Source organism: Sporosarcina sp. E16_8 (genome assembly GCF_017347095.1).
GTDB lineage: Bacteria > Bacillota > Bacilli > Bacillales_A > Planococcaceae > Sporosarcina.
The window spans coordinates 1-24,237 of the sequence record NZ_JADPRZ010000008.1 but is presented as its reverse complement, the minus strand read 5'-3'; the positions used below and the strand labels follow the sequence as shown (position 1 = coordinate 24,237).

Below are 24,237 nucleotides of genomic sequence, written 5' to 3'. Positions count from 1 at the left end.
TTTAAGTATAAAATAAATTCTAAACACATTTAGTTGAATTGTCAATCTATTTTAAACGTAAATTTAAGTAGACTCACGAATAATAAGTTCATGGTCTAAAATAATATTCCCCACTTTTTTTCCTTTAATTTTATGAATAATCATATTCGCTGATGCACTACCCATTTTATACATTGGTTGTGAAATAGTAGTTAAAGTTGGATAAGTCATATTTGAAAAATCAATATTATCAAACCCGACTAATGCAATATCTTTTGGTACATTCAATCCATTAGAATTAATTTCTTTTAAAGCACCGATAGCTAATACGTCCGAATCAGCGAATATTGCAGTTGGCCTATCGGGCTGATTTAATAGGCCCCTCATTGCTTGCTGGCCATCTTGAAATCTTACACTTTCAACATTGTAGATCCAATCAGTGTTAATTGGCAAATCAAATTCATTTAGAGCTTTTATATAACCTTCATAACGATCACGAGCATATAAATATTTATTATCTGAATTGATAAGTCCAATTTTCTTATGACCTATCTGAATTAAGTATCTTACTGCTTGGTATGCAGCTAATTCACTATCAATAGTTACATAGGATATAGTTCCAACTTTGTCATATTCACTACACTGCACAACTGGATACTTTTTAGCCAGCTCAGTCAACCTCACCTTATCTACAGCTGGATCCATGGAAATAACTCCATCCGCTAGGCGATTCCTTACTAAATTAATATAAATCGCTTCTCTTTTTGGATTGGAACCTGTTTCACAAAGAAGGATGTTATAATCTTGTTCAATAGCAGTATCTTCAATACCTTTTATTATTTCAGTGTAGAATGGATTTGCAATACTAGGAATCAGCACAAGAATTAGCCTACTTTCTGACGTCCTCAAGTTACGCCCTAGCACACTTGGTTCATAATTTAGTTCATTAATTGCTTTTTCTACTTTAATTGCCGTTTCCTTCGCTACGACATTCTGATTGTTCAACACCCTTGAAACTGTCGCGACTGAAACCCCTGCATTTCGAGCGACATCTTGAATGGTAGCCATTTTAACAGCCTACTTTCGAAATCTATTTTTAATGTAATCGATTACATACTGAATATTACTATCATTATCCGTTTCAGTCAACACAATAATTTACTTTTGAGTTTATTCCGTTAAATGAACACTGATATTGCTTTAGAAGTATGTATTTCTAAATAATTTGATAGTTGAACTACATCGATATCGCTATTCATTCTTCCCCTTTACTTTAATCCCCTACAAAAATTGCGCTAGGTAAATGCTGTAGTTAGCAAATTACCTAGCGCGCCAAATTTAATTTTCCAGGTCTAAACAATCTGTATATCAATTTGAAATTTTAGGAAACGTGTTAGGCCCGACATAGTAAATTATTCCTAAACTAGTTTTTTAAAACTCTATCGCCTTCCCAGTTTCCGCAGATTCATAAATAGCATTCACGATTTTTTGAATGATGAGCCCTTGTTCAGGCGTACTTAATGGAGTCTTACCTTCTAAGCAGCATTCTACAAATTGATTTATTTCAAGCTGATGCCCATTTACTTCTGGTACATATGCAGGAGTACTATCAATTAATGTGTTATATTTCTCTTGATAAATTTTCAAAGGAAAAATATCAGCTCCCCCTTTATTCCCCATCAAGGAAACCTGCATTGTCTCATCTTTTTCTACATTTGCAGCAAAAGCAGCTTCCAATGTTAAGGTGGCTCCATTTTTAAATGTCACCATACCAACAGCCATATCTTCTACGGTATAGTTTTCATGATCCCAATCACCAAATAGCCCTACTCCTTTTTTATGGCCAATTTGTTGATGCGTTTTCCCCAACACAACATCAGGCTCTGGATAGCCCATGAGATAGAGGGCAATATCTAGCATATGAACGCCAATATCTATTAACGGACCTCCGCCTTGTAATTCTTTATTTGTAAATACCCCCCAACCGGGAATACCCCTTCTACGAATAGCGTGAACACGAGCAGCGTATATATCACCCAATTCTCCCGCTTCAATAAACGATTTTGCAATTTCTACTTCAGGTAGGTAGCGATAATGAAAGCCATAAGTTAATTTTTTTCCACACTCGGTAGCTGTTTTCGCCATCAATTCTGCTTCTTCCACAGTCATTGCCGGTGGTTTTTCGCACAACACATGACAACCTGCCTTGAGCGCCGCAATCGAAGCTTCCGCATGAAATTTATTAGGTACGCAAACACTTACCGCATCTAATTCTACGTGCTCAAGCATTTCTTTATAAGAAGAAAAGACATGAGGAATCGTATATGTTTCTGCAACTTGTTGTGCACGTTCCACTATTACATCAGCAATTGAGACTATTTCCACCTTAAACGCGCTGTTCAAATAACTGGGGATATGTACATCACTAGCAATTCCCCCAGCACCGATAATTCCAACTCTTAATACACTCATTCATAACACTCTTTTCCTTTTTAGATTATCTACAATTTGTTGTTGATCAATCGAATGGGTCTACTATATGAATACAGGCATTAATTTAGCCGATAAAAAAGTTGCGCTGCATGAATATCAACCTCATACAACGCAACTTTTTTTGTTTGTTACACCCACCACATATCTGCAGGTTTATCTTTAATCATTACAGATTTCAGATTCGTCACCGCACGTGAAAACCCTTCATCAACAGACATTAACGGATCTTCATGTTCAATACTCACAACATAATCATAGCCATATGTGCGTAAAGCACTCATCATATCGGACCATTCCTGGATACTATGCCCACAACCGACAGATCTAAATGTCCATGCGCGTGATTGTACATCCCCGTACGGTTGCATATCTGTTAAGCCATGCATGTTCACATTATCCTGGTCAATAAATGTATCCTTGGCATGGAAATGATGAATGGCATTTTCTTTCCCTAAAATTTTAATAGCTGCGACCGGATCGATCCCTTGCCACCAAAGATGACTTGGATCTAAATTGGCCCCGATAGCTGGTGAGGTTGCTTCCCTTAATTTCAATAGAGTATATGGTGTATGTACTGAAAAACCACCATGAAGCTCAATCCCTACTTTTACACCATGATCTTCAGCAAATTTCCCTTGTTCTTTCCAGTAAGGAATGAGTTTCTGTTCCCATTGCCAGTTATAAATATCCGAGTACTCTGTTGGCCATGGAGATATCGGCCAGTTTGAATGTGTTGATCCCTCGTGAGATCCCGGTGTCCCTGAAAATGTATTGACAACAGGTACATTTAATAACTGTGCTAGTTTAACAGTTTTTACGAATGTATCATGCGCTTTTTGAGCAACTTGTTTATTTGGTGAAACTGGATTGTCATGACAGCTGAATGCACTAATCGTTAATCCACGAGATTGGATTTTATCCAGATATATCTTCCGCTTATCCTCACTTGCAAGTAGCTCATCTACATTACAATGGGCGTCCCCTGGATTTCCACCTGTTCCAATTTCTATCGCCTGCAAACCTGCATCTTTTACATAATCCAGCATTTCCTCAAATGGCTTTTGTGAAAATAAAACAGCAAATACGCCTAGTTTCATAAATCGTACCTCCAATGGTTAGTTAAATTTGGGTGATTCTTTTTGTTTCCATTGATTCCAAAGCTGCCAAGATTACCTGTAATGATTTCATGCCTTCCTCACCATTAATAAGTGGTTCAGTATCTTGCACAATTGAGTCAACAAAATGATCGATAATATGCGTCGTTGTTTGACCACCTTCGGCATTAGACTGAATTCCACCCAATTCATAGTTAACGACTTCTCCATTTTTATATTGCACAATTAACGAATAGTTTGGATCATCTTCTAAACGTAATGTAGCATGTTCACCGTAGATAATTGTGGAATTATCTTCTTTTGCCGTATAAGCCCAACTGGCTGCAAGCGTTCCAATCACACCGCTTTCAGACTTTAAAATACAAACAGCATTATCATCAACATCTGTATTCTCTTTTGCACTTGTTTCGATAAAACCAGCAACTTCTACAAATTCTTCCCCAAGTAGATAGCGGAGTAAATCAGCTTTATGTACGCCAAGATCCCCCATCGCTCCAATAAAAGCTTGATCTTTATTGAAGAACCAACTATCTTTTCCGTCAATACTCCACCCTTCAGGTCCGCCATGTCCAAATGCAGTTCTGAAACTATAGATTTTACCTACTTCACCTTTTGCAATTAAGTCTCGTGCCTTAGCGTGCGATGGTACAAAACGTTGATTATGAGCAATCATTAATTTTTTATTATTATTTTTTGCAGCCTTAATCATTTCCACTGCTTCTGCTCTCGATGTTGCCATAGGCTTTTCACATAGAACATGACAACCAGCTTGTAAAGCAGCAATTGAAACGGGTGCGTGTAAATAGTTTGGTAAACAAACACTCACAGCATCAGGTTTTTCCACTTCTAATAACTCTTCATAGCTCGTATACGCTTTTGCTCCATATTGTTGCGCAATATCTTGTGCTCTTTCTTCTATAATGTCACAGACAGCGATAATTTCTACTCCTGAATGGTTATTAAATTCTCCTAAATGTCTATATTTAGCAATGCTACCACATCCAATAACCGCAACTCGTAATTTCAACATTAACTCACCCCTCCAGTTGTTTTCACTCGTTATGATTCGCAATTTTCTCCAATGGCTTAGCATTACCATAGATTGGTGTCGGTGTATTCGAATTCGCGGCCCATTTCACTGCGTTACGAATAACCTGTTGTACATCTTTATTGTAGTATGTAGGGTATGTTTCATGCCCTGGACGGAAATAGAATATCTTTCCTTTGCCGCGCTTAAATGTGGCCCCACTTCTAAATATTTCTCCACCTTCAAACCAACTGACAAATACTAACTCATCAGGTGCTGGGATATCAAAGTGCTCCCCATACATCTCTTCCTTTTCAAGTTCGATATATTCCCCGATACCTTCTGTAATTGGATGGCTCGGATCAACAACCCATAATCGTTCTTTCTCATCTGCTTCACGCCATTTAAGATCACAAGTCGTCCCCATCAATGTCTTGAATATCTTAGAAAAATGAGCTGAGTGCAAAACAATCAAGCCCATGCCTTCCAATACACGCTTCTTAACTCTTTCCACTATCTCATCTTGTACTTCATCATGCGCAACATGCCCCCACCAAACAAGTACATTAGTATCATTCAAAACCTCTTGCGTTAAACCATGTTCTAGCTCGTCAAGCGTTGCTGTTTTTACATGGTTAGAGTCCTGTTTCAAAAAATTTGCAATTGCCCCGTGGATTCCTTTTGGATAAATATCCGAGACAACTGGATTTTTTTGTTCATGACGATTTTCATTCCATACGACGATTTTCATGAATAGTTCCTCCTTCTAAATGATCTGTTGCATGAATTCAAGCAACCGGTTGCATTTATGCTTGAAATTTTGCATTCTCCCTACTTACAAGGGTAAACACGAATTTCTTTCCACAATAACAGTTGGTATGATAACACTTTTTCTAAACATTTGCGGATCTTTCACCAGTTCGATTAGGCAGTTCGCTGATTCATACCCTAATTGATATATTTGCGTATCCACTGTCGTTAAGGGTGGATTGGCTACTTCTGATATTACTGAATTATTAAAAACAATCATACTCATATCATCTGGTACTTTGATGTTTTTCTCACTTAAAGCAGTTAACACAATTAACGCATTTAAGTCATCTGATACAACTAGTGCTGTAGGTGGTTCAGCTAAGTCCAATAATTCAGTGACGATTTGTTTGCCATGGTTAAGACCGAATTGTATATTCTTGATGAACTCCTCTCGAATATCTAAGTTCTTTCCGTTTACTGCTTGAATGAAACCATTTAATCTAGCTTCACTTACTTCAAACTGCTCATCTTCTCCAATAAATGCAATTTTTTCATGGCCAAGGTTTAGTAAGAACTCTGTCGCTTCTTTCGCTGCTTGAACGTTGTCATTATCTACAAACATGATCTTACCGGATTCAATTAGAGGTTTGCCGATGACGACAAAAGGAATGCCAGATTCAATTAGATAAGGAACCACTTTATCATCTTTTTTTGAGTATAAGACAATCATGCCATCTACTCTTTTTCCACGCACCATTTTTACCGTATCAGTAAAGATTTCTTCCTCAGATTCCCCTGTAGTTAGACTGATACTGAAATCATGCTTACTGCACAAGGCACTGATTCCCCGAATGACTTCCGGAAAAAAAGAGTTATGCATGGATTCTGGCGTAGAGTTTTTCATAATAATACCGATTGTCTTTGTTGATTGTGTAGCAAGCATTTGCGCATTATAGTTTAAATGATAACCCATTTCATCCATAACTTTTTGGACTTTTCTCTTCGTTTTATCACTAATGAGGGGGCTATCTGAAATTACACGTGAAACGGTAGATGGGGCTACATTTGCTTGAGCCGCAACATCTTTAATTGTTACAGACATAACCATCATCCTTTTTACGCTTATTTAACGGCACCTTCCGATACTCCTTCAATAATTTGCTTTTGTGCAAAGAAGTAACCAATAATTACCGGAATAACTGCAATTGTTAACCCCGCTAATGCTAAATGCCATTGTTTTGTATACTGACCAAAGAACAGATACATTTTCAAAGGAATAGTCGCATTTGAATCTGATAATATGAGTGATGGTAATAAGAAATCATTCCAAATCCAAATGACATTTAAAATTCCTACTGTAACAGTAATAGGCTTTAGTAATGGGAAAATTATTTTCCAAAACACTTGGAATTTATTCGCTCCATCTATAATTGCCGCCTCATCCATAGAATTAGATATTCCAGTCATCGCCCCATGGTATAAAAAAATTGATAGACTAGAACCGAATCCTAAATACATTAATATTAGGCCTGGGCGATTCAGCATATCTGCTTTTCCGAAAAGAGATACAAGTGGAATCATAACGGATTGGAACGGAATTAACATAGCAGCAACGAATACCAACAAGATTATGCCACTAATTTTACTTTTGTTTCGAGCAAGTGCATAGCCCGCCATAGATGAAAAGATAATAATCACCCCGACACCTAAAACGGTAATTAAAACGGAGTTGAAAAGGGATTTAAAAAAGTCTAAATCACTAAACGCTTTAACAAAGTTATCTGTCATGAGTTCCTTAGGTAGACCAAGTACATCCGAAAAAATTTCTCTTTTTGTTTTAAATGCATTAACAATCATTAAATAGAACGGTGATAGCCATAATAAAGCAAGAAAGAGTCCAAGAAGCTCTATTATATACAGTTTACGCTTACTCTTCTTCATTATAGATCCACCTCCCGTTTTTTATTGTAGTAAACTTGCGTGACTGCAACAAATGCTATTATCAGGAAAAAAATAACGGCTTGCGATTGAGCATAGGCCATTTTATTTTCAGTAAAAGCTGTTTTCACAATATTCATCGCAACCATTTGTGTAGAGTTATAAGGTCCTCCATTCGTCAATGATAAATTTTGGTCATAGATTTTAAAAGAGCCAGACAACGTTAAAAACATACTAATGGTGAATGCCGGTGCTACGAGTGGGAAAGTTATGTTACGAAAGCGTTGAAAACTAGATGCCCCATCAATTTCTGCCGCTTCAAGTAAATCCTTCGGAATATTTTCTAAATAAGCAATATAGATTATCATAATATAGCCTGCCATTTGCCAAGATGTCAAAATCACTAGCCCCCAAAAACCAGTTGCTGTCGTAGACAACCAACCCGTTAATGCCTCAATCCCTAATGATTTCCCTATACTTCCAAAAACACTGATAAAAACAAACTGCCAAATGAACCCTAATATTAGTCCACCAATCAAGTTTGGCATAAAGAAAACCGTTCTCATAAAGTTACTTGATTTCATTTTTCGAGTCACAAGCAAAGCTAGCCCTAACCCCAGGAAGTTTAGAAGTATGACTGATGTAACAGCAAATTTAGTAGTAAACCAAATGGATGCTCTAAATTCAGCATCTTTAAATAATGTAATATAGTTATTAAACCCAATAAATTCAGTCGCCACTATACCATTCCAATTTGTAAAGGAGTAAATTAAACCATAAATAAATGGAACAATAATTACAATACATAAACTTACTATCGCTGGCATGATAAATAGCCAAAATGAAAGATCACGGTTACGCACTACTAGCACCCCCAATATGTAGTACAGCTAATAAAAACGGCTTAGGTTTTTTTTAGCTGTAATTTGCTTGTGAATCCTGTTATTTTCGTTCTTCTTCCCATTTAGCTCTTGATTGAGAAATAACGTCATCCCATTCCATTGAACCGCTTAAATACTTTTGCATATTAACGCCAAGTACTTCTTGACTCCAAGAAGTTGGAGACGCTAAAAATACCCATCCTTCAATCGTGTTCCCTTTAGAAGCATAGTCATAAATTTGTTGCGAAAGTGGATCTGCTATTTTTGTTGCATCATAGTTTTTATATGCTGGGATGAATTTAAAGTCTTCCAGTACAGCATTTTTACCTATTTCTGATGTGTACATCCAATTCAAGAAGTCTTTACTTGCTTGCACTACTTTTGGATCACTCTTACTATTTACAGCCCAATAGGATGGGACACCTGTTGGAACCTTTCCTTCATATCCTTCAAGAGGAACTGGTAGAATACCGATCCCATTTTCCGCTAGTTCTGGATCCATATCATAAACTGAATTATAAATCCAGTTGCCCTGTTGAATTATCGCTACGCGTTCTAACGAGAATAGTTCTTCCACTTGTTGAGAGTAGTCTAAGCTAAGGACAGGCTGAACTGAATATTTATTTTCCAAGTCAAGGTGTCTTTTCAATTCATCGCTTTTTTCAAATGCGATTGTCTTTGCATCAAAAGCTTCTAGAATATCATTATTAAATTCTGGGGCAAAGAAAATGTTTGCTAAATGATTACCAATCACCCATTTTTCTTTTGCTGCTAATGCAAACACAGCATCTATACCAAGTTTTTTCTTTTGGCTATCTATCGTTTCAACTGCATTCTCTAAATCCTTGAAAGTTACAATATCATTGGGATTGATACCTGCCTCTTTAAAAATCCTCTTATTATAAATCAATCCATAACCTTCTTGATTTATCGGTAATCCTAGCACTTTATCACCGTCTGTTACGGTGTTAAGTGTTCCTTCATTAGCTGTTTTGGCTGCCTCGGTATCAGAGACATCCGCTAAGTACTCTCTATATTCTTCAACAGCGGATGGTCCGCCGACATTAAAAATGTCTGGGGCTTCACCGGAAGAGAATGAAGTTTTCAACAATCCACCATAATCACTTCCTCCGCCGACAGTTTTAACATTAATTTTCACATTAGGATTTTCTTTTTCATATACTTTTACAAGGCTTTCAAATTGTTCTTTAATCTCTACTTTAAATTGAAAAATATCTACTGTAACCTGATCCGCAGATGAAGTGTCTTTTCCTTCACCTTCCGAAGCTGAGCATCCCACTAATGCAATAATAGAAATTAACAGTACAGAAACTAAACCCATAAAATGCTTCTTATTCGTCAATATAATCTCTCCTTTTTTGTTTTCCTCAATGAAAGCGATTGCATATTTTCACGCTAGTATCTATCACCTATAGATTTATCTCCCCCAGACTGCTTATGAAACCGGTTGCATTAATTACGCATCTTTAGACTAACATTCAATTTCAAATTGCGCAATACAAATAATTGATTTATTAGTTTTCATTAAACTTTAGGTGATTTCAGTTTTCGCTTTTATCAGTTAGTTTGAGATGATTTCTATAAAAAGCGGAAAAGGATAAAAACGCAATAAGGGAGCCTGTTAAAAAGGGGAGGAAGACCCTGAAAACGTTTAAGCTGATATATAGGACTACACCACTACTAATTGCAACCGCAATAAATAATACTGGACTTCCTATCGTTAGAAGAAACGTATTTTTTAATGCAGGAACCAATTTCATATGATAATGAACAGTAACCGAAAAAAGATTGATTGAAAAGACAAATAAAATAATACCCATAATCATGAAAAGAAACATCATAATGCTATTTTTATTAATGAAGTAATAGACATCTGCCGCCCAAATCATCCAAGCTATTGTTAAAAGAAGTCCACTTAATGCACTTCTTTTATAATTTTCTTTATAGTACTGCAAATAAGACTTGAAAAGATGGCTACTATCTTCATCTTTACTAATCCAACCTCTTACCATCCCAAACATTGCAGTCGTTGCGGGGAAGAATAAAATTGGCATTAGTAGTATTAAGGGAATCAATAATAGAGGTAACTCTTCTATTGATTCAATGATTAATAGATTTAAAAGTAAAAAAACAATAGGTATATTAAAAAGTATCCAAAACAGATTAATTAAAGAAAACTTCATAATCCATTCACTAATAGCATACAAGCCACCCATAAAACCTGCTTTGTTATTCATACTTATATCACTCCTTATTTTCTAAATTGAATGTTGTCATCTTGTACAAATACCAAAATGAGAGTTAACCACTTAATGTGATCACTCTCATTTATAGAAGTAACACAAGGAGCTATCTCTCAAAGTTTCGACTTTCACAATCCTGTATAGTGTATACTTTCTCTAGTTTCAGCTAGGTATATGCAATGACGCGGCCCCTAATAATCCTGCTTTATTTCCAAGCGAGGCTTTCAATATCTCCACATTTGAAAAACTTTTCAACATTAATTCTTTTGCTTTGCTAGTCACCATTGCTATTAATCTATCTTGTTCCATCACGCCACCGCCTATAATAATCGCAGGAGGATTAAAGATATGCGTTAATGAGACGAGGCCATATGCGACTTCTAGTACCCAGTCATTAAGCACCTTCTCAAGCGCTAGATCGCCTTTTTCCAGGCCTTCAAAAATCATTCGCCCATTGATATATTTGTTATCGATTTCCAATGCTTTTTTAACTAAGGCGGTGGTCGATCCATACATCTCATAACATCCTACACAGCCACAATTACACTTCTTGCCCCCCGGATGCAAAATCAGGTGCCCAAATTCGCCTGCACCTCCATTAAGCCCTTTATAAACAGTAGAATCCATTACAATTGCGCCACCTATACCTGTTCCATAAGTTAAGCATAAGAAATCGTCAAATTTCTTGCCAGCCCCAAAATGTTTTTCCCCTAAAGCGGCCGCATTCACATCGTTTTCGACTCTTACAGGTACACCGAACTTAGCTTCAAAAATAGTTTTTATTTTCATACCCGTATAATTCGGAAAGTTTTCATTCGCATAAATGATAGAGCCGTCTTCACTATTTACTTGACTGGCTGTACTAATACCAATGGCATCGAATCCAATATAAGCCTCGATAATTTTCGAGATTATATTATCAACCAAATGCGGTCCACCCTTTTCAGCTTCAGAATCGAATTCTATAAATCCAGAAGCATTCCCTTTTTCATCAGCCATGCACATCTTAATAGATGTTCCCCCAATATCCACTGCTAGTATTTTCATATGTTCCATCCCTACATTTCTTATTTTTTATGGACTAAAACTAATTGAACTTGTCTGCGAATTAACTGTAGCACAAGTTTTTGATTCTATCCACCAACAAATGAGACCTATCAATACGCGTTTCTGCCATTCTGTCAATTATTTTTTACTTAGACAACACGAAGTTTATACAATAAAAAAACGGCAGATTCCCTCCTAAAGGATTCTCCCGTTTTCAATGTAGATAGCTGTCTGTAGCTGTTCACTACAAATAAATCTCCCGCCACTTCTTCCGTTCTTTTTCATTCAATTGCGCTTCAAGTTTTTCATCCCAGTGTTCCGACAGCGTATTCCACACCCTTGCATAAAGTAAATCTTCAGCCTCGTTATACATATGAAATTCAATACAAGGAACCAAATCTACTTCTATATCAGAAGCAGATATAATTTCGGACACAACAATCTGAACGTTTCCTTCACCTGATTCTACCCCCATTATTTTAAGCGCATCTAGTAGAACGGTATCTTCAAGTGTCGCTACAGACCAATCGTCGAATTCGTTTTTAAAGCGATATATTCCCTTCTCTTCATATGGAATAGAGTTGATTTCTCCATTCAGAAAAGTTTGATGGCACGGACTATAAAGTGCCTGTCTAGAGCCATTTTCTGGTTCATGGACAAAAATCCCTGTTTTAAACTGCCGTACCCCAACATCTGTCAAAGAGTAAAATCCTTCTCTTTTTTCGATTACACCTGAGCGAGTCATTTTATCGATTAAATCATTGATAAAAAGCTGTTCGACGAGAAGAATATCACTCAACTCTTCAGCTGTTGCAATATCGGCTTTTCCAAATGCAATCAACATCATTTTCATCAGAATATCTACTTTAGTCCGCATAACGGTTTGGTATACAATCTCAATTGAATTTACAGGCAAACTCCATGACTGAGAGCCCATTATTTTTACATCAAAATCCTGTTGCAGTTCTTTCGTTAACCTTTCCTTTAAGTCATTCAAAAACAGTAGCCCCCTACAAATCACGATTTAATAATTCCTTCGAGATTTCTAAACCCATTTTCCGATTTGATGCTTTCTAAAAGACGGCCATACATTTCCCTTGAACTTGGGTGTTTCGTCCTCATCGTGAACATACCCGAACTCCCCACAATTATGAGCAACTCACGTGCACGAGACAAAGCAACATTTAGACGTCTATAGTCCCTAGCAAATCCGATGTCTCCACCCTTATCCTGGTGATTCCGAACGAAACTTAAAATAATGACGTCCATTTCCATGCCTTGAAACTTGTCCACTGATCCAGTTCTGCAATGTAGATGCTGCGGAATTAACTCTTGTTGGATCAATCGGTCTACCCTTTTCACCTGTTCACCATAGAAACTTATTACACCAACACTTTTTTTGTCTTCCTGCTTTATTCTTCCTGCATTCTTCGCATTTTCAGTGCCCTTATCTAAATCCATCAAAAGGTTTTTAATCATTGTCAATTCAGCCTGATTAAAACGACTTGTTCCCCCTTTAACCTTCTCCTCGAAATACTTCGGTTCGTTCGGCATGTCAAACCACAGAAGATGATCATTCCTTTGGACATAGCGGGATTCTATAAGGTGATCACGAACAGAATCGGAGTCCGTTAAACCACATTGAAGACCATAATTTCCTTCTTTGTAAAAAGGCGTAATTGTTTCCATGATACTTTCATGCATGCGATACTGGATGGCAAGCATCGTTTTGTTTTGCTTAGGTAATGTTCTAAAAAGACGTTCAAATAATGATTCCTTCAATAGTTTTTCTAGTTCATTCTTTTCTTCAACATTGTCGCTTTCCTCAAGCAATTCCTCTAGTGTATCTTGCCCCATAAGTGGCGGTAACTGATGATGATCCCCTACTAAAATAATCTTTTTCCCTTTTAACATTGGCAGCAACAATTCGGGAGGGGTTGCTTTAGAAACCTCATCGATAATGACCACATCGAATGTTGGATACTCCTCCATGAAATCACGTCTCGCAGACGCGACGCAAGTTGTTCCGATTACATTCGCATGTTGTACATACATTTTCCGAATTTCGTCAAGATCATATTCATTCGCTTCCGTGAGCAGTGTCCTCCATTCTTCTTGAAGTGAATGGTTGATAGGCATGCGCTCTTTGTCAACTTTGAGTTTTTTCATTTTTTCCGATAAATTCATTAATGAAGTTTGCGTTTGTTGACGCTGTTCTTCGGGATTCTGGGCGAGCAGTTCCATTAGAGGTGCTAGTAGGCTTTCCTGCTCAAGGCGCTCGTCATTTACCAATTCAAGTTCTTCACTTATGACTTGAAGCGCCGCATTATTGTTTTTCAATGCTTGAGCATTAACGTCGACTTCGCAGTTTTTAGCATCTAACCCCTTGGTATATTCTTTAAGCATCTCCTTCTTATCCAAATAATCGGCATAGACTCGTTCTTTTTGGACCAATTGTTCTTTCACTTCACTAAGTGATACCGTTTCATCGACAGTTTCTACCACATTTTGAAGTTTGTCAGCTGTACGCTGGAGATCATTTAGTGTTATTTGGTGATTTTCTGCATTGCGCTGCATGGCGCTTCTTTCCTGTTCTATTTCTGAAATGAATTGATGGGTATGATCGATTATTTCTGTCTTAATATCAGCAAACATTTTTTCGGCATCCAACCTGATTTGATTTTGCTTTTCCAAGTTTCCGCCCTGTGTCTGCACATAATTCTTTCTTTCACGTAACATCTCCAAAGCAATGGCTATTTTATCGAGATTGTCATATTTTCGAGCCGAATAATTCCTCGTTTCAAGACTACTTTTAGTCGATGGATCGATTAGAAATTTCCCAACACGATCAATGAGCCCATGAATATCTGTCACTGAACTATACTTTTGATTCACTGTTCTTCTAACTGCATTTGGAAGAAATCCATGCTCTTTCAACAAACGCTCTATCATCTCTATAGCGGCTAAAAGTCGGTTTTGTAGTTCTTGCCAATCACTGTATTCGCCGCTGGTCGTGTCAGATTTAATTGAATCAATCACCTTATTTAGTTCGGTCATTTTCCAATTCATATTAAAGGTCGGTACAATTCCGAAAAACTCCAACCGATTTTTCAATAAATCTATTTTGGTTATTGAATCTAACTGTTTCACAAATACATGAATAGTATCGATTTTATTACTTTTCAGTTCTAGTTCTTTACCTATAATTACAATTGCATTTTCTGTATCATCAATCATTTGTCTTGTTTGATAATAGCTTATGTAATGACGCATTTTCTCTAATTGGAATTCTAATTTCTCCATCTTATCAATTGTCTTTGGACTAATATTTGCTACTAGTAAAATTTGTTCAAGTCGACTAATTTCCTCGTTTAATACATCGGCTAGTTTATTTAAAGCAGCTTCATTACCTAGTAATTCTTCACGTTCTTTTTTATAGATTTCTGCTTTTTTACTGAGCTTCATGATTTCGCTAGAAAGGACAAGGTGTTGTGCTTCAGCCTCTTCTTTTTGCTTTACTTTTTCATCTAATGACAGTAAGTCAAGTTGAATTTTTCCCAATCGTACTTCACAACTAGCTAAATCATCCTGAAGTTGCGCTTCTTTTTCAGAATTTGACTGAAGCTGATTATTCACAGCTTCTAACGTTTCGTTTTTCCAGTTCAATGCTACATTTTCTTCAATAAACTTTTTTCCTTCTTCTTCAATGCTATCTGTCCGACCATAACGTAAAATCCTAATATCTTGATGGGCTAATAATCTGCCGAGTGCATTGTCCACTGCTAGATTTGCTTGTGAGGCTACGAGTGTGCGCAACCCTGCCTTGACATTTTGATGACAAATTTCAGAGATAACCGTCGTCTTTCCAGTCCCTGGAGGCCCCTGAATCACGTACAGATCATTTGATGTCATTGCGCCAGTTACGGCTTCTTGCTGGAATTCATTTAACTCGTTATGAAAAACTAGTTCTTGCTGTTTCTTCGAGATACGAACGACTGGTCGCTCCTCAAAAAGCACTTTTTCTAAATTCGCATTGGCTGCTAGACCATCTTGAAGATCTTTAAAACCTTTCCTTAGTCTTTTTACCTGACTAAGCTCAGCAAAATTACTAAATACAACTTCCTTATACGATTTCGGATGCCATTCATTCCGTCTTGCCATTTCTTTATAATTCCGACTTAGTTCGATTTCAATAATTTTCTTAGACCTATCTGCATTTATAACGCTTCCAATGTCATATTGTAGCCCTTTCATCTTGGCACTAAAACCTTTAATTGTATTCCATTCATTTCCTTTTAATCCACTACAAACAATACTCAGTTTACTGAAATCTTCATTAAAACTAGCCATTGAAAAAGCCGTTGTCAAATCTGCAACATCCGCATTACTTTCTTGTATACGCAAATAACCTTCCCAGCTGGCAATTCTTTTCTTCACATACTCAGAGCGTTCTTGGGCAATCGGCAATTCACGGATGCTTGTATACAAATCAATAGGCATCGCAATTCCAGTGCTGCGGCCTACAAGAAACTTCAACCGTGCCGGAAGACGCCTGTTCGTCTGTACGGGTTCTCTACGGCCCCTTATGTGAAAACCTGTTGCTAAAAAACCATCATTTTGATAAACACATTCCATTACGGCTACTCTATTGTTTAAACGCTTGGATAAAGCTTCGTTCGAGCCATTATCAAAGAACAACGAAAAAGACATATTGCCTTGTCTATTATTGGGACGCTTTTCAATATGTACATCGAAGGCAACCTGCATCGAAAAAAAGGCGTGCTCATCCGTTGACCATTTCATGAGTTCTTTGCGTGCATTAGCCGTAATTTCAAGCCCACAGCGCATCGTTTCATTTATGGTTGATTTTTGTCCCATTAAGCATGCCTTCCTTCCGTAAATTTGGTCTATTCTTAAGTATGACACTGTATTTATGAAAAATGTATACAAACAATCAATTGGTTCAATTACTATTAAGGGATGACAATTATTTTAATTTAAAGGAATGCATTTCTAGCCCTATATTCGGACACTCAAAAACTGATTGCTCCATATTCGGAGACAATCAGTCATAGGTTTTTCAATCTTATAATGAAAACATGGATATTGCACCTAAAAGCTCTTGAATGCGTTCAACATTTGTCTTAAATCGTAATGCCGCTATTTCGAGAAGTTTTGTATTTAATCTTAAATTCTTTTTGATGTAGTATCTTCTATTACAATTCTTACTATATCTCCTTGAATTAATCCAGGAATATAGGCTTCAACTTGTAAATAATCATTCTGCCGATTCTGCCGTTTAGGCTCTCCACAAAATGAATTATTATTCTTATTGAATATCGTTAGTCGGTTTTCTAAATTCCAAAGTCAGTTTCCCATCATCTATGCTATCAGATAATGAAGCAAGTTCTATAGTAGGCTTCTTCTCAAGTTGCCCAGCAGTCTATTGGTTGCCAAAGTTCACAACATGGCTACGACAATAATAAACAATATCCCTGTGGCAATCAGTACATTCTTCTCTGAAAATTTCATTAGACACTCCTAAATGAGTTTTTATTTATTTACAAATTTACATTCTACACTATTCTTTGTATTAGTAAAGCCCTTTTCGTGGTACTATACTTTAATAGTATTTAAAAGGTACTTACTATCACTATTTTTTGCGCTCATTGGACAACTAATTATGAACTCTTTAACGCAAATAATACACAGGAGATGTCCAAATGCAGCAAATTAATTCTAATCCCACACTTTCCAATAAGTTTACAGCTCTTATTTTGGCGTCATTAAAAGGGTTTTCACAAGTCATTCTAGTTGATAATGCTTTTTCAGGGTTTCTGATTCTTTTGGGCATTACGCTCCACTTCCCATTTCTTGGTCTAATGGCTTTTCTTTGTTCTTTAGTCGGAACGCTTACTGCACAATATTGCGGTGGAGACCGTTCGCTGATTGATGCTGGGATTTACAGTTTCAATTCCGTTCTAAGTGGAATGGCCGTAATTCTTTTTTTAACTGGGGGGAATCGCTGGCTAATTGCTCTCATTTCTGCAGCAATTGCCGCTTTATCAATGGCTATACTAACGAAATGGATTGCAAATTGGGGAATTCCTATACTAACGATACCGTTCGTTTTTATTACATGGATCGGACTACTAGTTACTTACCGGTCCGATGCACTTCACATGGATCCAGATTTTGTCATAAGCTCCCCCGCACGCTGGAATTTGGAAACTGAGGGGACGCCGACTTTAATAGTTGGTTTGATAAAAGGAATCGGTGAAGTTTTCATCATTGATTCTCTTTTGACAGGATCCCTCATTCTTGTCGGGCTTTTCTTGGCAGGTTGGCGATTCGGGATTTATGCGATTATTGGTACGTTTGTATCCTGGATAGCTGCCTATTTTATGGGTGTAGATCCGCAATCTTTGAATTTAGGTTTGTATAATTACAACGCCGTTTTGACAATTATAGCCGTAAGTCTCGTATTTGATAATAAACCTGATAAAACGCCACTGACTGGGATAATAGCTGCTACTTTGACAGTTCCGGTTACTGCAGGATTAGAATTTCTTCTCAATCCACTAGGACTTCCTGCGCTAACGTTCCCTTTCATCGTATGTACTTGGTTATTTATAGCTGCAAGAAAGTTTTTTCCGAAAATCTAAATAACGCGCTTGCAGATGAACAAGTTCTGCACGCGCGCTTTTTTTGATGACTTAAAGTAGTTATCTGTGTGGCACCTATTGCGGATATTAAAACGGTAAATCATGTTATACTGGCATCATAATAAAAAAGTGCTGTTTGAAAAGGATGAGACGTTTGTGATATATGATATATTCTTATTTGATTTAGATGATACGTTGTTTGATTTTGGCGAAACAGAAAAAAGCGCGTTTTCTCATTCATTCCAATCAAGTGGTTTCCCGAATGGATTAAGGGACTACAGGGCTAGTTACAACACAATCAGCAAGGTACTGTGGGATGATTTGGAACAAGGACGTATTTCATTGGCAGAGTTAAAAACGGAAAGATTTAAGCGTTTGTTCATGCAACACGGTCTCGATATGAATGCCGAGGTATTTGGACAAACTTATCTTGAAAACTTGGGTAAAGAAGTCCATCTCATTGAAGGTGTGACCGAAATGCTAACTAGCCTGGCGGGTTGTAAATTGGCGATATTGACTAACGGATTTAAAGATGTTCAGTTGGCCCGAATAGATGGATCCGTATTAAAAAACTCATTCGAAGCTATCATTACATCTGAAGAGGCAGGTTACCAAAAACCGCAGGCGGAGATATTCGAGTACACCTTCAATAAACTAGGAATAGCAGACAAATCCCGAGTCCTTATGATTGGAGACTCACTTTCATCTGATATTCAAGGCGGCAATAACTTCGGAATCGATACTTGTTGGTTCAATCCGCAACAAAAGATAAATTCAACTACCGCGCGTCCCACATATGAAATTCAATACTGGAACGAATTTAATTTCGGTCATCAGGTTACTTATTGAAATAGAAATTTATGTATAGTAAAAGCGTGTTGAACAGCCAAACTTGGTTAGCCAATGCGCTTTTACTTTTTAGTATGGGAAATGGTCTTCGATCAAGCTTAATTATCAAAACATATTGAGTATTAATTTTCCGCTGTTGAGTTTATTGGTAGTATGTTAAAATTTTACTAGGATATCAATTCTAAATTGTGAGACACCCAAAGTGCGAACATCCTAGAAAAGCGGAGAGTGGGAAATACATATGCAGGAACAGCAATTGTCAAGAGGTCTTAAAAACAGGCACGTACAACTAATTGCCATTGGGGGAGCAATCGGAACTGGATTATTCCTTGGTGCAGGGAAGTCGATTCATTTAGCGGGACCCTCTATTTTATTCGCTTATTTGATTACAGGCATAGTTTGCTTTTTAATCATGCGTGCACTTGGAGAACTACTCTTAACTAATTTGGAATATAATTCTTTTGTTGACTTTGTACAAGACTATATGGGAAACATGGCGGCATTTGTCACCGGTTGGACGTACTGGTTCTGCTGGATTTCTATCGCAATGGCCGACTTAACCGCAGTCGGGCTTTATACGCAGTTTTGGTTTCCCGACGTACCACAGTGGATGCCAGGATTAATTGCGCTGGTTGTTTTACTATTTATGAATCTTGCTACCGTGAAACTTTTTGGCGAAATGGAATTCTGGTTCGCATTAGTTAAGATCATTGCGATTCTTGCATTAATTGTTATTGGGATTTATATGATTATAAAAGGCTTTTCCACTGATTCAGGACCATCTAGCTTCTCAAATCTATGGAGCCATGGTGGCATGTTCCCTAATGGTATTCATGGTTTTATCCTTTCATTCCAGATGGTTGTGTTTGCGTTTGCCGGTATTGAACTTGTAGGGCTGACAGCTGGGGAAACAGAAAACCCGGAAAAGGTTATTCCAAAAGCAATCAATAATATCCCGATTCGGATTTTGATATTCTATATCGGTGCACTAATTGTGATCATGAGTATTTATCCGTGGAATGCCATCAACCCAATGGAAAGCCCATTTGTTCAAGTTTTTGTTGCAGTTGGTATCGCTGCAGCTGCTGGTATCGTTAACTTCGTCGTGCTAACATCTGCGGCATCGGCATGTAACAGCGCTGTCTTTAGTACAAGTCGAATGATATACTCACTTGCAAAAGATAATAATGCACCTGCACCATTTTCAAAACTGACTTCAAATAAAGTCCCTTCTAATGCATTGTTCTTCTCAACCGTCGTCATTCTAATCTCAGTTGTTTTGAACTATGTCATGCCAGAAGGAGTATTTACACTGATTACGAGTATTTCTACAGTATGTTTCATCTTTATTTGGGGAATAACTGTCATCTGCCATTTGAAATACCGTAAAACGAGACCAGATCTTGCAAATGCGAGCAAGTTTAAAATGCCGCTTCATCCATTTTCCAATTACTTGATCCTTGCTTTCCTAGCATTCGTTATTGTCGTGCTAGCACTTGTCGAAGATACTCGTGTTGCCTTGTTCGTAACTCCAGTTTGGTTTATTTTACTGATTGTGATTTATCAAATACGTAAAATAAACCACCGGAATAAGATTCAAGCCCTTTGAGGCGTTAACGATGGTTCTTAGAGAAGTTACAAAATGCCCTGTCTCTTGTTTTAAGGCAGGGCATTTCTATTTGTTTAGACCAATGTGTTGAGCAGCTAAAATCTATTTTGTGTTTTTCTTTTTGGCTGCTTCTTCTAACTTACTTTTTGGCTCTTCACCGAATTCCGTATCTCTATTTCCTTGAGGCGTTACACTAGTGGCTTTCTTCCCTTTATCGTTATTGCTATCACTATTGGCATCTTTGTTTCTTGGCATTATTTCTTTCACCTCCGTTTAGACATCACATCAATTTTTTAGTTCAAATTGTAGTATGTCCAAAAGGATTAGTTACACTCCCGTAACTTTTCAGCTTCCTGCGTCAGACTTTTTATAGCCATTCATCTGTACGGATAAACCAACAAAGATAAATCAGTACTCCTCCGCGAAACTAGTGAACTTTCCGAATTCCTAGTTATACACGTTTCATTTCAACCCAGCTATTTCTTCTTCCGTTAATTGACGCCATTGACCAAGAGCTAACGCACCAAGTGGGAGTTCCTTGATCCTTACCCGTTGCAAACGAGTGACAGTAAATTGAAAACGTCTGCACATTCTTCTAATTTGCCGGTTAAGCCCTTGTGATATGGTGATTTTAAAACAAGTATCATCTAGTTGAACGACTTTACATGGCTTTGTTCGTACATTTTCTTTTTTTCTAGGATTGTAAATTTCTACACCACTAGCCATTTCCTCCATAAACACTGCCGTTATTTTTTTATCCACTGTTACAATATAGTCTTTTTCATGATTATTTTCTTCCAGTAAAAGTTCATTGACAATGCTACCGTCATTCGTTAATAGAATTAAACCTTCAGATTGTTTATCTAGCCTTCCAACAGGAAAAATTCGTTCCGGGTAATTGATGAAATCGATAATATTCCCCTCAATTTGGCTCGCTGCGGTGCACGTCACACCGGGTGGTTTATTGAGCATAAGATATATATCATTTTCTTTCGCTTCTATAAGAAGCCCATTCACTTCTACCCGATCCCCTTCACTAATTACATGCCCCAGTGAAATCTGCTCCCCGTTCACAGTCACTTTTCCCTCTTTAATCAACACATCGACCTTCCGTCTTGAACAAAGTCCCGATGAGCTAATATATTGATTCAATCTCATGTTTGTCCCTCCATTTATATCGAGTATAATCTGTCTACTATTAATTCCATTCAATTTCGAAAAAACATCTGTTGTCCTATTTTACCACAACCAATTCCCCCGAATTTAGTCACATACAACAGGACTATTGCGTGACATTCAAAGGCGATCAATTCATCCATATTAAGTGAAGAAACGAAAAAATCAGCCATTCACATACATGGCTGATTTTAACTAAACCTCAGGAAACTGATTCTGATACTATTGTTATTTATGTTAGAATCTGATACTTTTCATTTCTGAACACTATTTAATGCCAATAATAGACATTGATGTTTGGCCTAGTATTATAAACGGTCATCTGAATCCTGCTTGTATTCATTTTCCCAAAAGTCCGCATTCTTAATACCAAGCTTTTTGGGATCAAAAACAGGATCTAGCCCCAACTTCTTCTGACTTTCGTAATCTTTCAAGGCAAGTAGCGCCGGTTTGGTCAATAGTAAGATTGCAATGACATTCAGCCAAACCATAATACCCAACCCTACATCTCCAAGTGCCCAGGCCAACTCGGCGGATCGGATTGTTCCCCAAAAAGTCGTGATTAGAATAATGATTTTCAACAAAAGCATAGCCGTTTTCTTGTTCTTTTTTCGTGTTAAGTAAGCAATATTTGTTTCTGCTATATAGTAATAAGCCATGATTGTAGTAAATGCGAAGAAAAAGAGTGCAATGGCTACAAAGCCTGCTCCAAAACCAGGGAGAGCACTGTCGACAGCTGCCTGTGTATACCCTGGTCCCTGTTCTACACCAGGGATATTATTAACGATATGTGTGCCGTCCTCTGCTTGCGTGTTATACATTCCCGTAAACAGGATCATGAATGCTGTCGCTGAACAGACGAACAATGTGTCAATATATACGGAAAACGACTGAACCAAACCTTGTTTGACAGGATGGGATACTTCTGCCGCCGCGGCCGCATGCGCTCCAGTTCCCTGCCCTGCTTCGTTTGAAAATACTCCTCTTTTCACGCCCCACATGATCGCCATACCAATAATTCCACCAAAAGCCGAATCCATTGCAAAAGCACTTTTAAAAATCAAAGCGAAGACTTCAGGTAATAAATTGATATTCATTACGATGATTACAAGTGCAACCAACATGTATCCAAGTGCCATGAACGGAACGATTATCTGTGCAACGTTCGCAATTCGCTTGACTCCACCTAGAATGATGAAACCTAATATAGTTACGATTACAAGTCCAGTTCCCCATTGAGGAATACTAAATGCGTTATTCATCCCAACGGCAATTGAATTGGATTGGACGCCTGGCATGAGGACCGCCATCGCAATCAGAGCTGCAATTGCAAATAAAGTCCCAAACCACTTCCAGCCTATCCCTTTCTCAATAAAGTAAGCTGGACCACCTCGATATTGTCCATCTTGTTTCACTTTGTAGATTTGTGCTAGTGTTGATTCAACAAAGGCACTTGAGGCCCCAATGAAAGCAATTGCCCACATCCAAAAGACAGCGCCTGGTCCTCCGAAATAAATTGCCGTTGCCACACCCGCGATATTTCCTGTCCCGACCCGCCCGGAAAGCGCAATCGATAGCGCCTGGAAGGAGGAAATACCCGCTTTCGAACTCTTCCCCTGAAACATCAATCTGACCATCTCTTTAATGTGTCTTACCTGCAAAAAGCGTGTCAATATAGTGAAAAACAAACCGACCGCAAGTAAAATATAGATGACCGGCATACTCCATAAAATGTTATTCAGACCATTTACAAAACCCTCCACTAATTTCGCCTCCATCTTTTTAGAATTTCCAGACACATAATACTTGTTGATTATATGATAGAATTTCAGTTTGTAGACGAGTTCTATTCGATTTTAAGTGGGTAATTTTAGTCCTCATTAAATAAAGAGCAATTCACACATCCATATAAACAAACAAAGGATACTGACATTCATTCGGTATAGATGGGCCGAGTGCAGACATCAAGGCAATCGCCAGAAGAATGCCTTGAATCGGCATTAAACCATCACAAATTCACAATACAAAGTGATCTGACAACCTATAATAACTAGCCTATAACCGCTTCACCTCAAAACTATATTGCTTGTCTATTTATTTACTGAATATGTTTCAGACCCCATTAATATACTTCAAGTACTAACTATATGAAGGGATGTAGAATTGAAGCGAGTATTATTATTTGGTGCGACCATTACATTTGGGATCATTCTCGGGATTATCGTAACCACTATTATGATGTGAATGAAAAATAATTGTAAACGGAAAATTCCTGGCTATAAAGAGTTTGCTTTTTTATTACCCATTGGCTTTTCTATGGTCTATCATGGACTCAGATAATTTTCATTTTTCACAATTAGGTGGTGCACGGATATTTTTCACTAGCGTTGCATAGCAGTAAAAAAATGTAATATTCCCTAAATAAAGAAATGAGTTCAATA

Annotated in this window: 19 protein-coding genes; 3 read left to right on the top strand and 16 right to left on the bottom strand. The window is 37.5% G+C overall.

What is annotated here, in order from left to right; translation table 11 throughout:
• Positions 1–63: 63 nt before the first annotated feature.
• The 13 genes from I2484_RS08520 to I2484_RS08460 form a co-directional block, all read right to left on the bottom strand.
• Entirely contained in the window at positions 64–1,047 is a 984-nt protein-coding gene (locus tag I2484_RS08520) for a LacI family DNA-binding transcriptional regulator (RefSeq protein WP_207150608.1), read from the bottom strand.
• A gap of 363 nt (positions 1,048–1,410) precedes the next feature.
• Positions 1,411–2,451, bottom strand: a complete 1,041-nt coding sequence (locus I2484_RS08515; RefSeq protein ID WP_207150607.1) for a Gfo/Idh/MocA family protein — start codon at positions 2,449–2,451, stop codon at positions 1,411–1,413.
• A 149-nt stretch (positions 2,452–2,600) separates the two neighbouring features.
• Positions 2,601–3,569: a sugar phosphate isomerase/epimerase family protein gene (locus I2484_RS08510; RefSeq protein ID WP_207150606.1), complete on the bottom strand. Its 969-nt coding sequence runs from the start codon at positions 3,567–3,569 to the stop codon at positions 2,601–2,603.
• A gap of 22 nt (positions 3,570–3,591) precedes the next feature.
• Positions 3,592–4,617 (bottom strand): Gfo/Idh/MocA family protein, encoded by a 1,026-nt coding sequence (locus I2484_RS08505; protein WP_207150605.1) that lies wholly within the window; start codon positions 4,615–4,617, stop codon positions 3,592–3,594.
• 22 nt (positions 4,618–4,639) lie between these two features.
• Positions 4,640–5,365, bottom strand: a complete 726-nt coding sequence (locus tag I2484_RS08500) for a ThuA domain-containing protein (RefSeq protein ID WP_207150604.1) — start codon at positions 5,363–5,365, stop codon at positions 4,640–4,642.
• Between the two features lie 84 nt (positions 5,366–5,449).
• Positions 5,450–6,469 carry a LacI family DNA-binding transcriptional regulator gene (locus I2484_RS08495; protein WP_207150603.1) on the bottom strand — a complete coding sequence of 340 codons (1,020 nt, stop codon included), beginning with the start codon at positions 6,467–6,469 and terminating at the stop codon, positions 5,450–5,452.
• 20 nt (positions 6,470–6,489) lie between these two features.
• Positions 6,490–7,308, bottom strand: coding sequence for a carbohydrate ABC transporter permease (locus I2484_RS08490; protein ID WP_207150602.1), 819 nt, complete (start codon positions 7,306–7,308; stop codon positions 6,490–6,492).
• The gene (locus I2484_RS08485; RefSeq protein ID WP_207150601.1) at positions 7,308–8,168 is read right to left on the bottom strand and encodes an ABC transporter permease subunit; all 861 of its coding nucleotides are present in this window, start codon (positions 8,166–8,168) and stop codon (positions 7,308–7,310) included. Before I2484_RS08485 ends, I2484_RS08490 begins: the two co-directional genes overlap by 1 nt.
• Before the next feature lie 79 nt (positions 8,169–8,247).
• The gene (locus I2484_RS08480; RefSeq protein WP_207150600.1) at positions 8,248–9,549 is read right to left on the bottom strand and encodes an ABC transporter substrate-binding protein; all 1,302 of its coding nucleotides are present in this window, start codon (positions 9,547–9,549) and stop codon (positions 8,248–8,250) included.
• Positions 9,550–9,748: 199 nt separating this feature from the next.
• Positions 9,749–10,444, bottom strand: coding sequence for a YesL family protein (locus I2484_RS08475; RefSeq protein WP_207150599.1), 696 nt, complete (start codon positions 10,442–10,444; stop codon positions 9,749–9,751).
• A 168-nt stretch (positions 10,445–10,612) separates the two neighbouring features.
• Complete coding sequence (locus tag I2484_RS08470; RefSeq protein ID WP_207150598.1) at positions 10,613–11,497, bottom strand: ROK family protein; 885 nt, start codon at positions 11,495–11,497, stop codon at positions 10,613–10,615.
• A gap of 244 nt (positions 11,498–11,741) precedes the next feature.
• Entirely contained in the window at positions 11,742–12,494 is a 753-nt protein-coding gene (locus I2484_RS08465; protein WP_207150597.1) for a hypothetical protein, read from the bottom strand.
• Positions 12,495–12,514: 20 nt separating this feature from the next.
• On the bottom strand, positions 12,515–16,375 hold the full coding sequence (locus tag I2484_RS08460) for an AAA domain-containing protein (protein ID WP_207150596.1): 3,861 nt from the start codon (positions 16,373–16,375) through the stop codon (positions 12,515–12,517).
• Positions 16,376–17,220: 845 nt separating this feature from the next.
• Here I2484_RS08460 and I2484_RS08455 point away from each other — a divergent pair.
• From I2484_RS08455 to I2484_RS08445, 3 genes are all read left to right on the top strand, one after another.
• Positions 17,221–18,162, top strand: a complete 942-nt coding sequence (locus I2484_RS08455) for an urea transporter (RefSeq protein ID WP_207150595.1) — start codon at positions 17,221–17,223, stop codon at positions 18,160–18,162.
• A gap of 156 nt (positions 18,163–18,318) precedes the next feature.
• Positions 18,319–19,011: a YjjG family noncanonical pyrimidine nucleotidase gene (locus tag I2484_RS08450; RefSeq protein WP_207150594.1), complete on the top strand. Its 693-nt coding sequence runs from the start codon at positions 18,319–18,321 to the stop codon at positions 19,009–19,011.
• Between the two features lie 241 nt (positions 19,012–19,252).
• Positions 19,253–20,620, top strand: coding sequence for an amino acid permease (locus tag I2484_RS08445; RefSeq protein ID WP_207150593.1), 1,368 nt, complete (start codon positions 19,253–19,255; stop codon positions 20,618–20,620).
• 102 nt (positions 20,621–20,722) lie between these two features.
• Here the strand turns inward: I2484_RS08445 and I2484_RS08440 are convergent, their stop codons facing one another.
• The 3 genes from I2484_RS08440 to I2484_RS08430 all read right to left on the bottom strand — a co-directional run bounded on the left by I2484_RS08440 (position 20,723) and on the right by I2484_RS08430 (position 23,517).
• Positions 20,723–20,875: a small, acid-soluble spore protein L gene (locus I2484_RS08440; RefSeq protein ID WP_207150592.1), complete on the bottom strand. Its 153-nt coding sequence runs from the start codon at positions 20,873–20,875 to the stop codon at positions 20,723–20,725.
• A 207-nt stretch (positions 20,876–21,082) separates the two neighbouring features.
• Positions 21,083–21,778, bottom strand: a complete 696-nt coding sequence (locus I2484_RS08435; protein ID WP_207150591.1) for a pseudouridine synthase — start codon at positions 21,776–21,778, stop codon at positions 21,083–21,085.
• Positions 21,779–22,104: 326 nt separating this feature from the next.
• Positions 22,105–23,517: an alanine/glycine:cation symporter family protein gene (locus I2484_RS08430; protein ID WP_481886392.1), complete on the bottom strand. Its 1,413-nt coding sequence runs from the start codon at positions 23,515–23,517 to the stop codon at positions 22,105–22,107.
• Positions 23,518–24,237 lie beyond the last annotated feature (720 nt).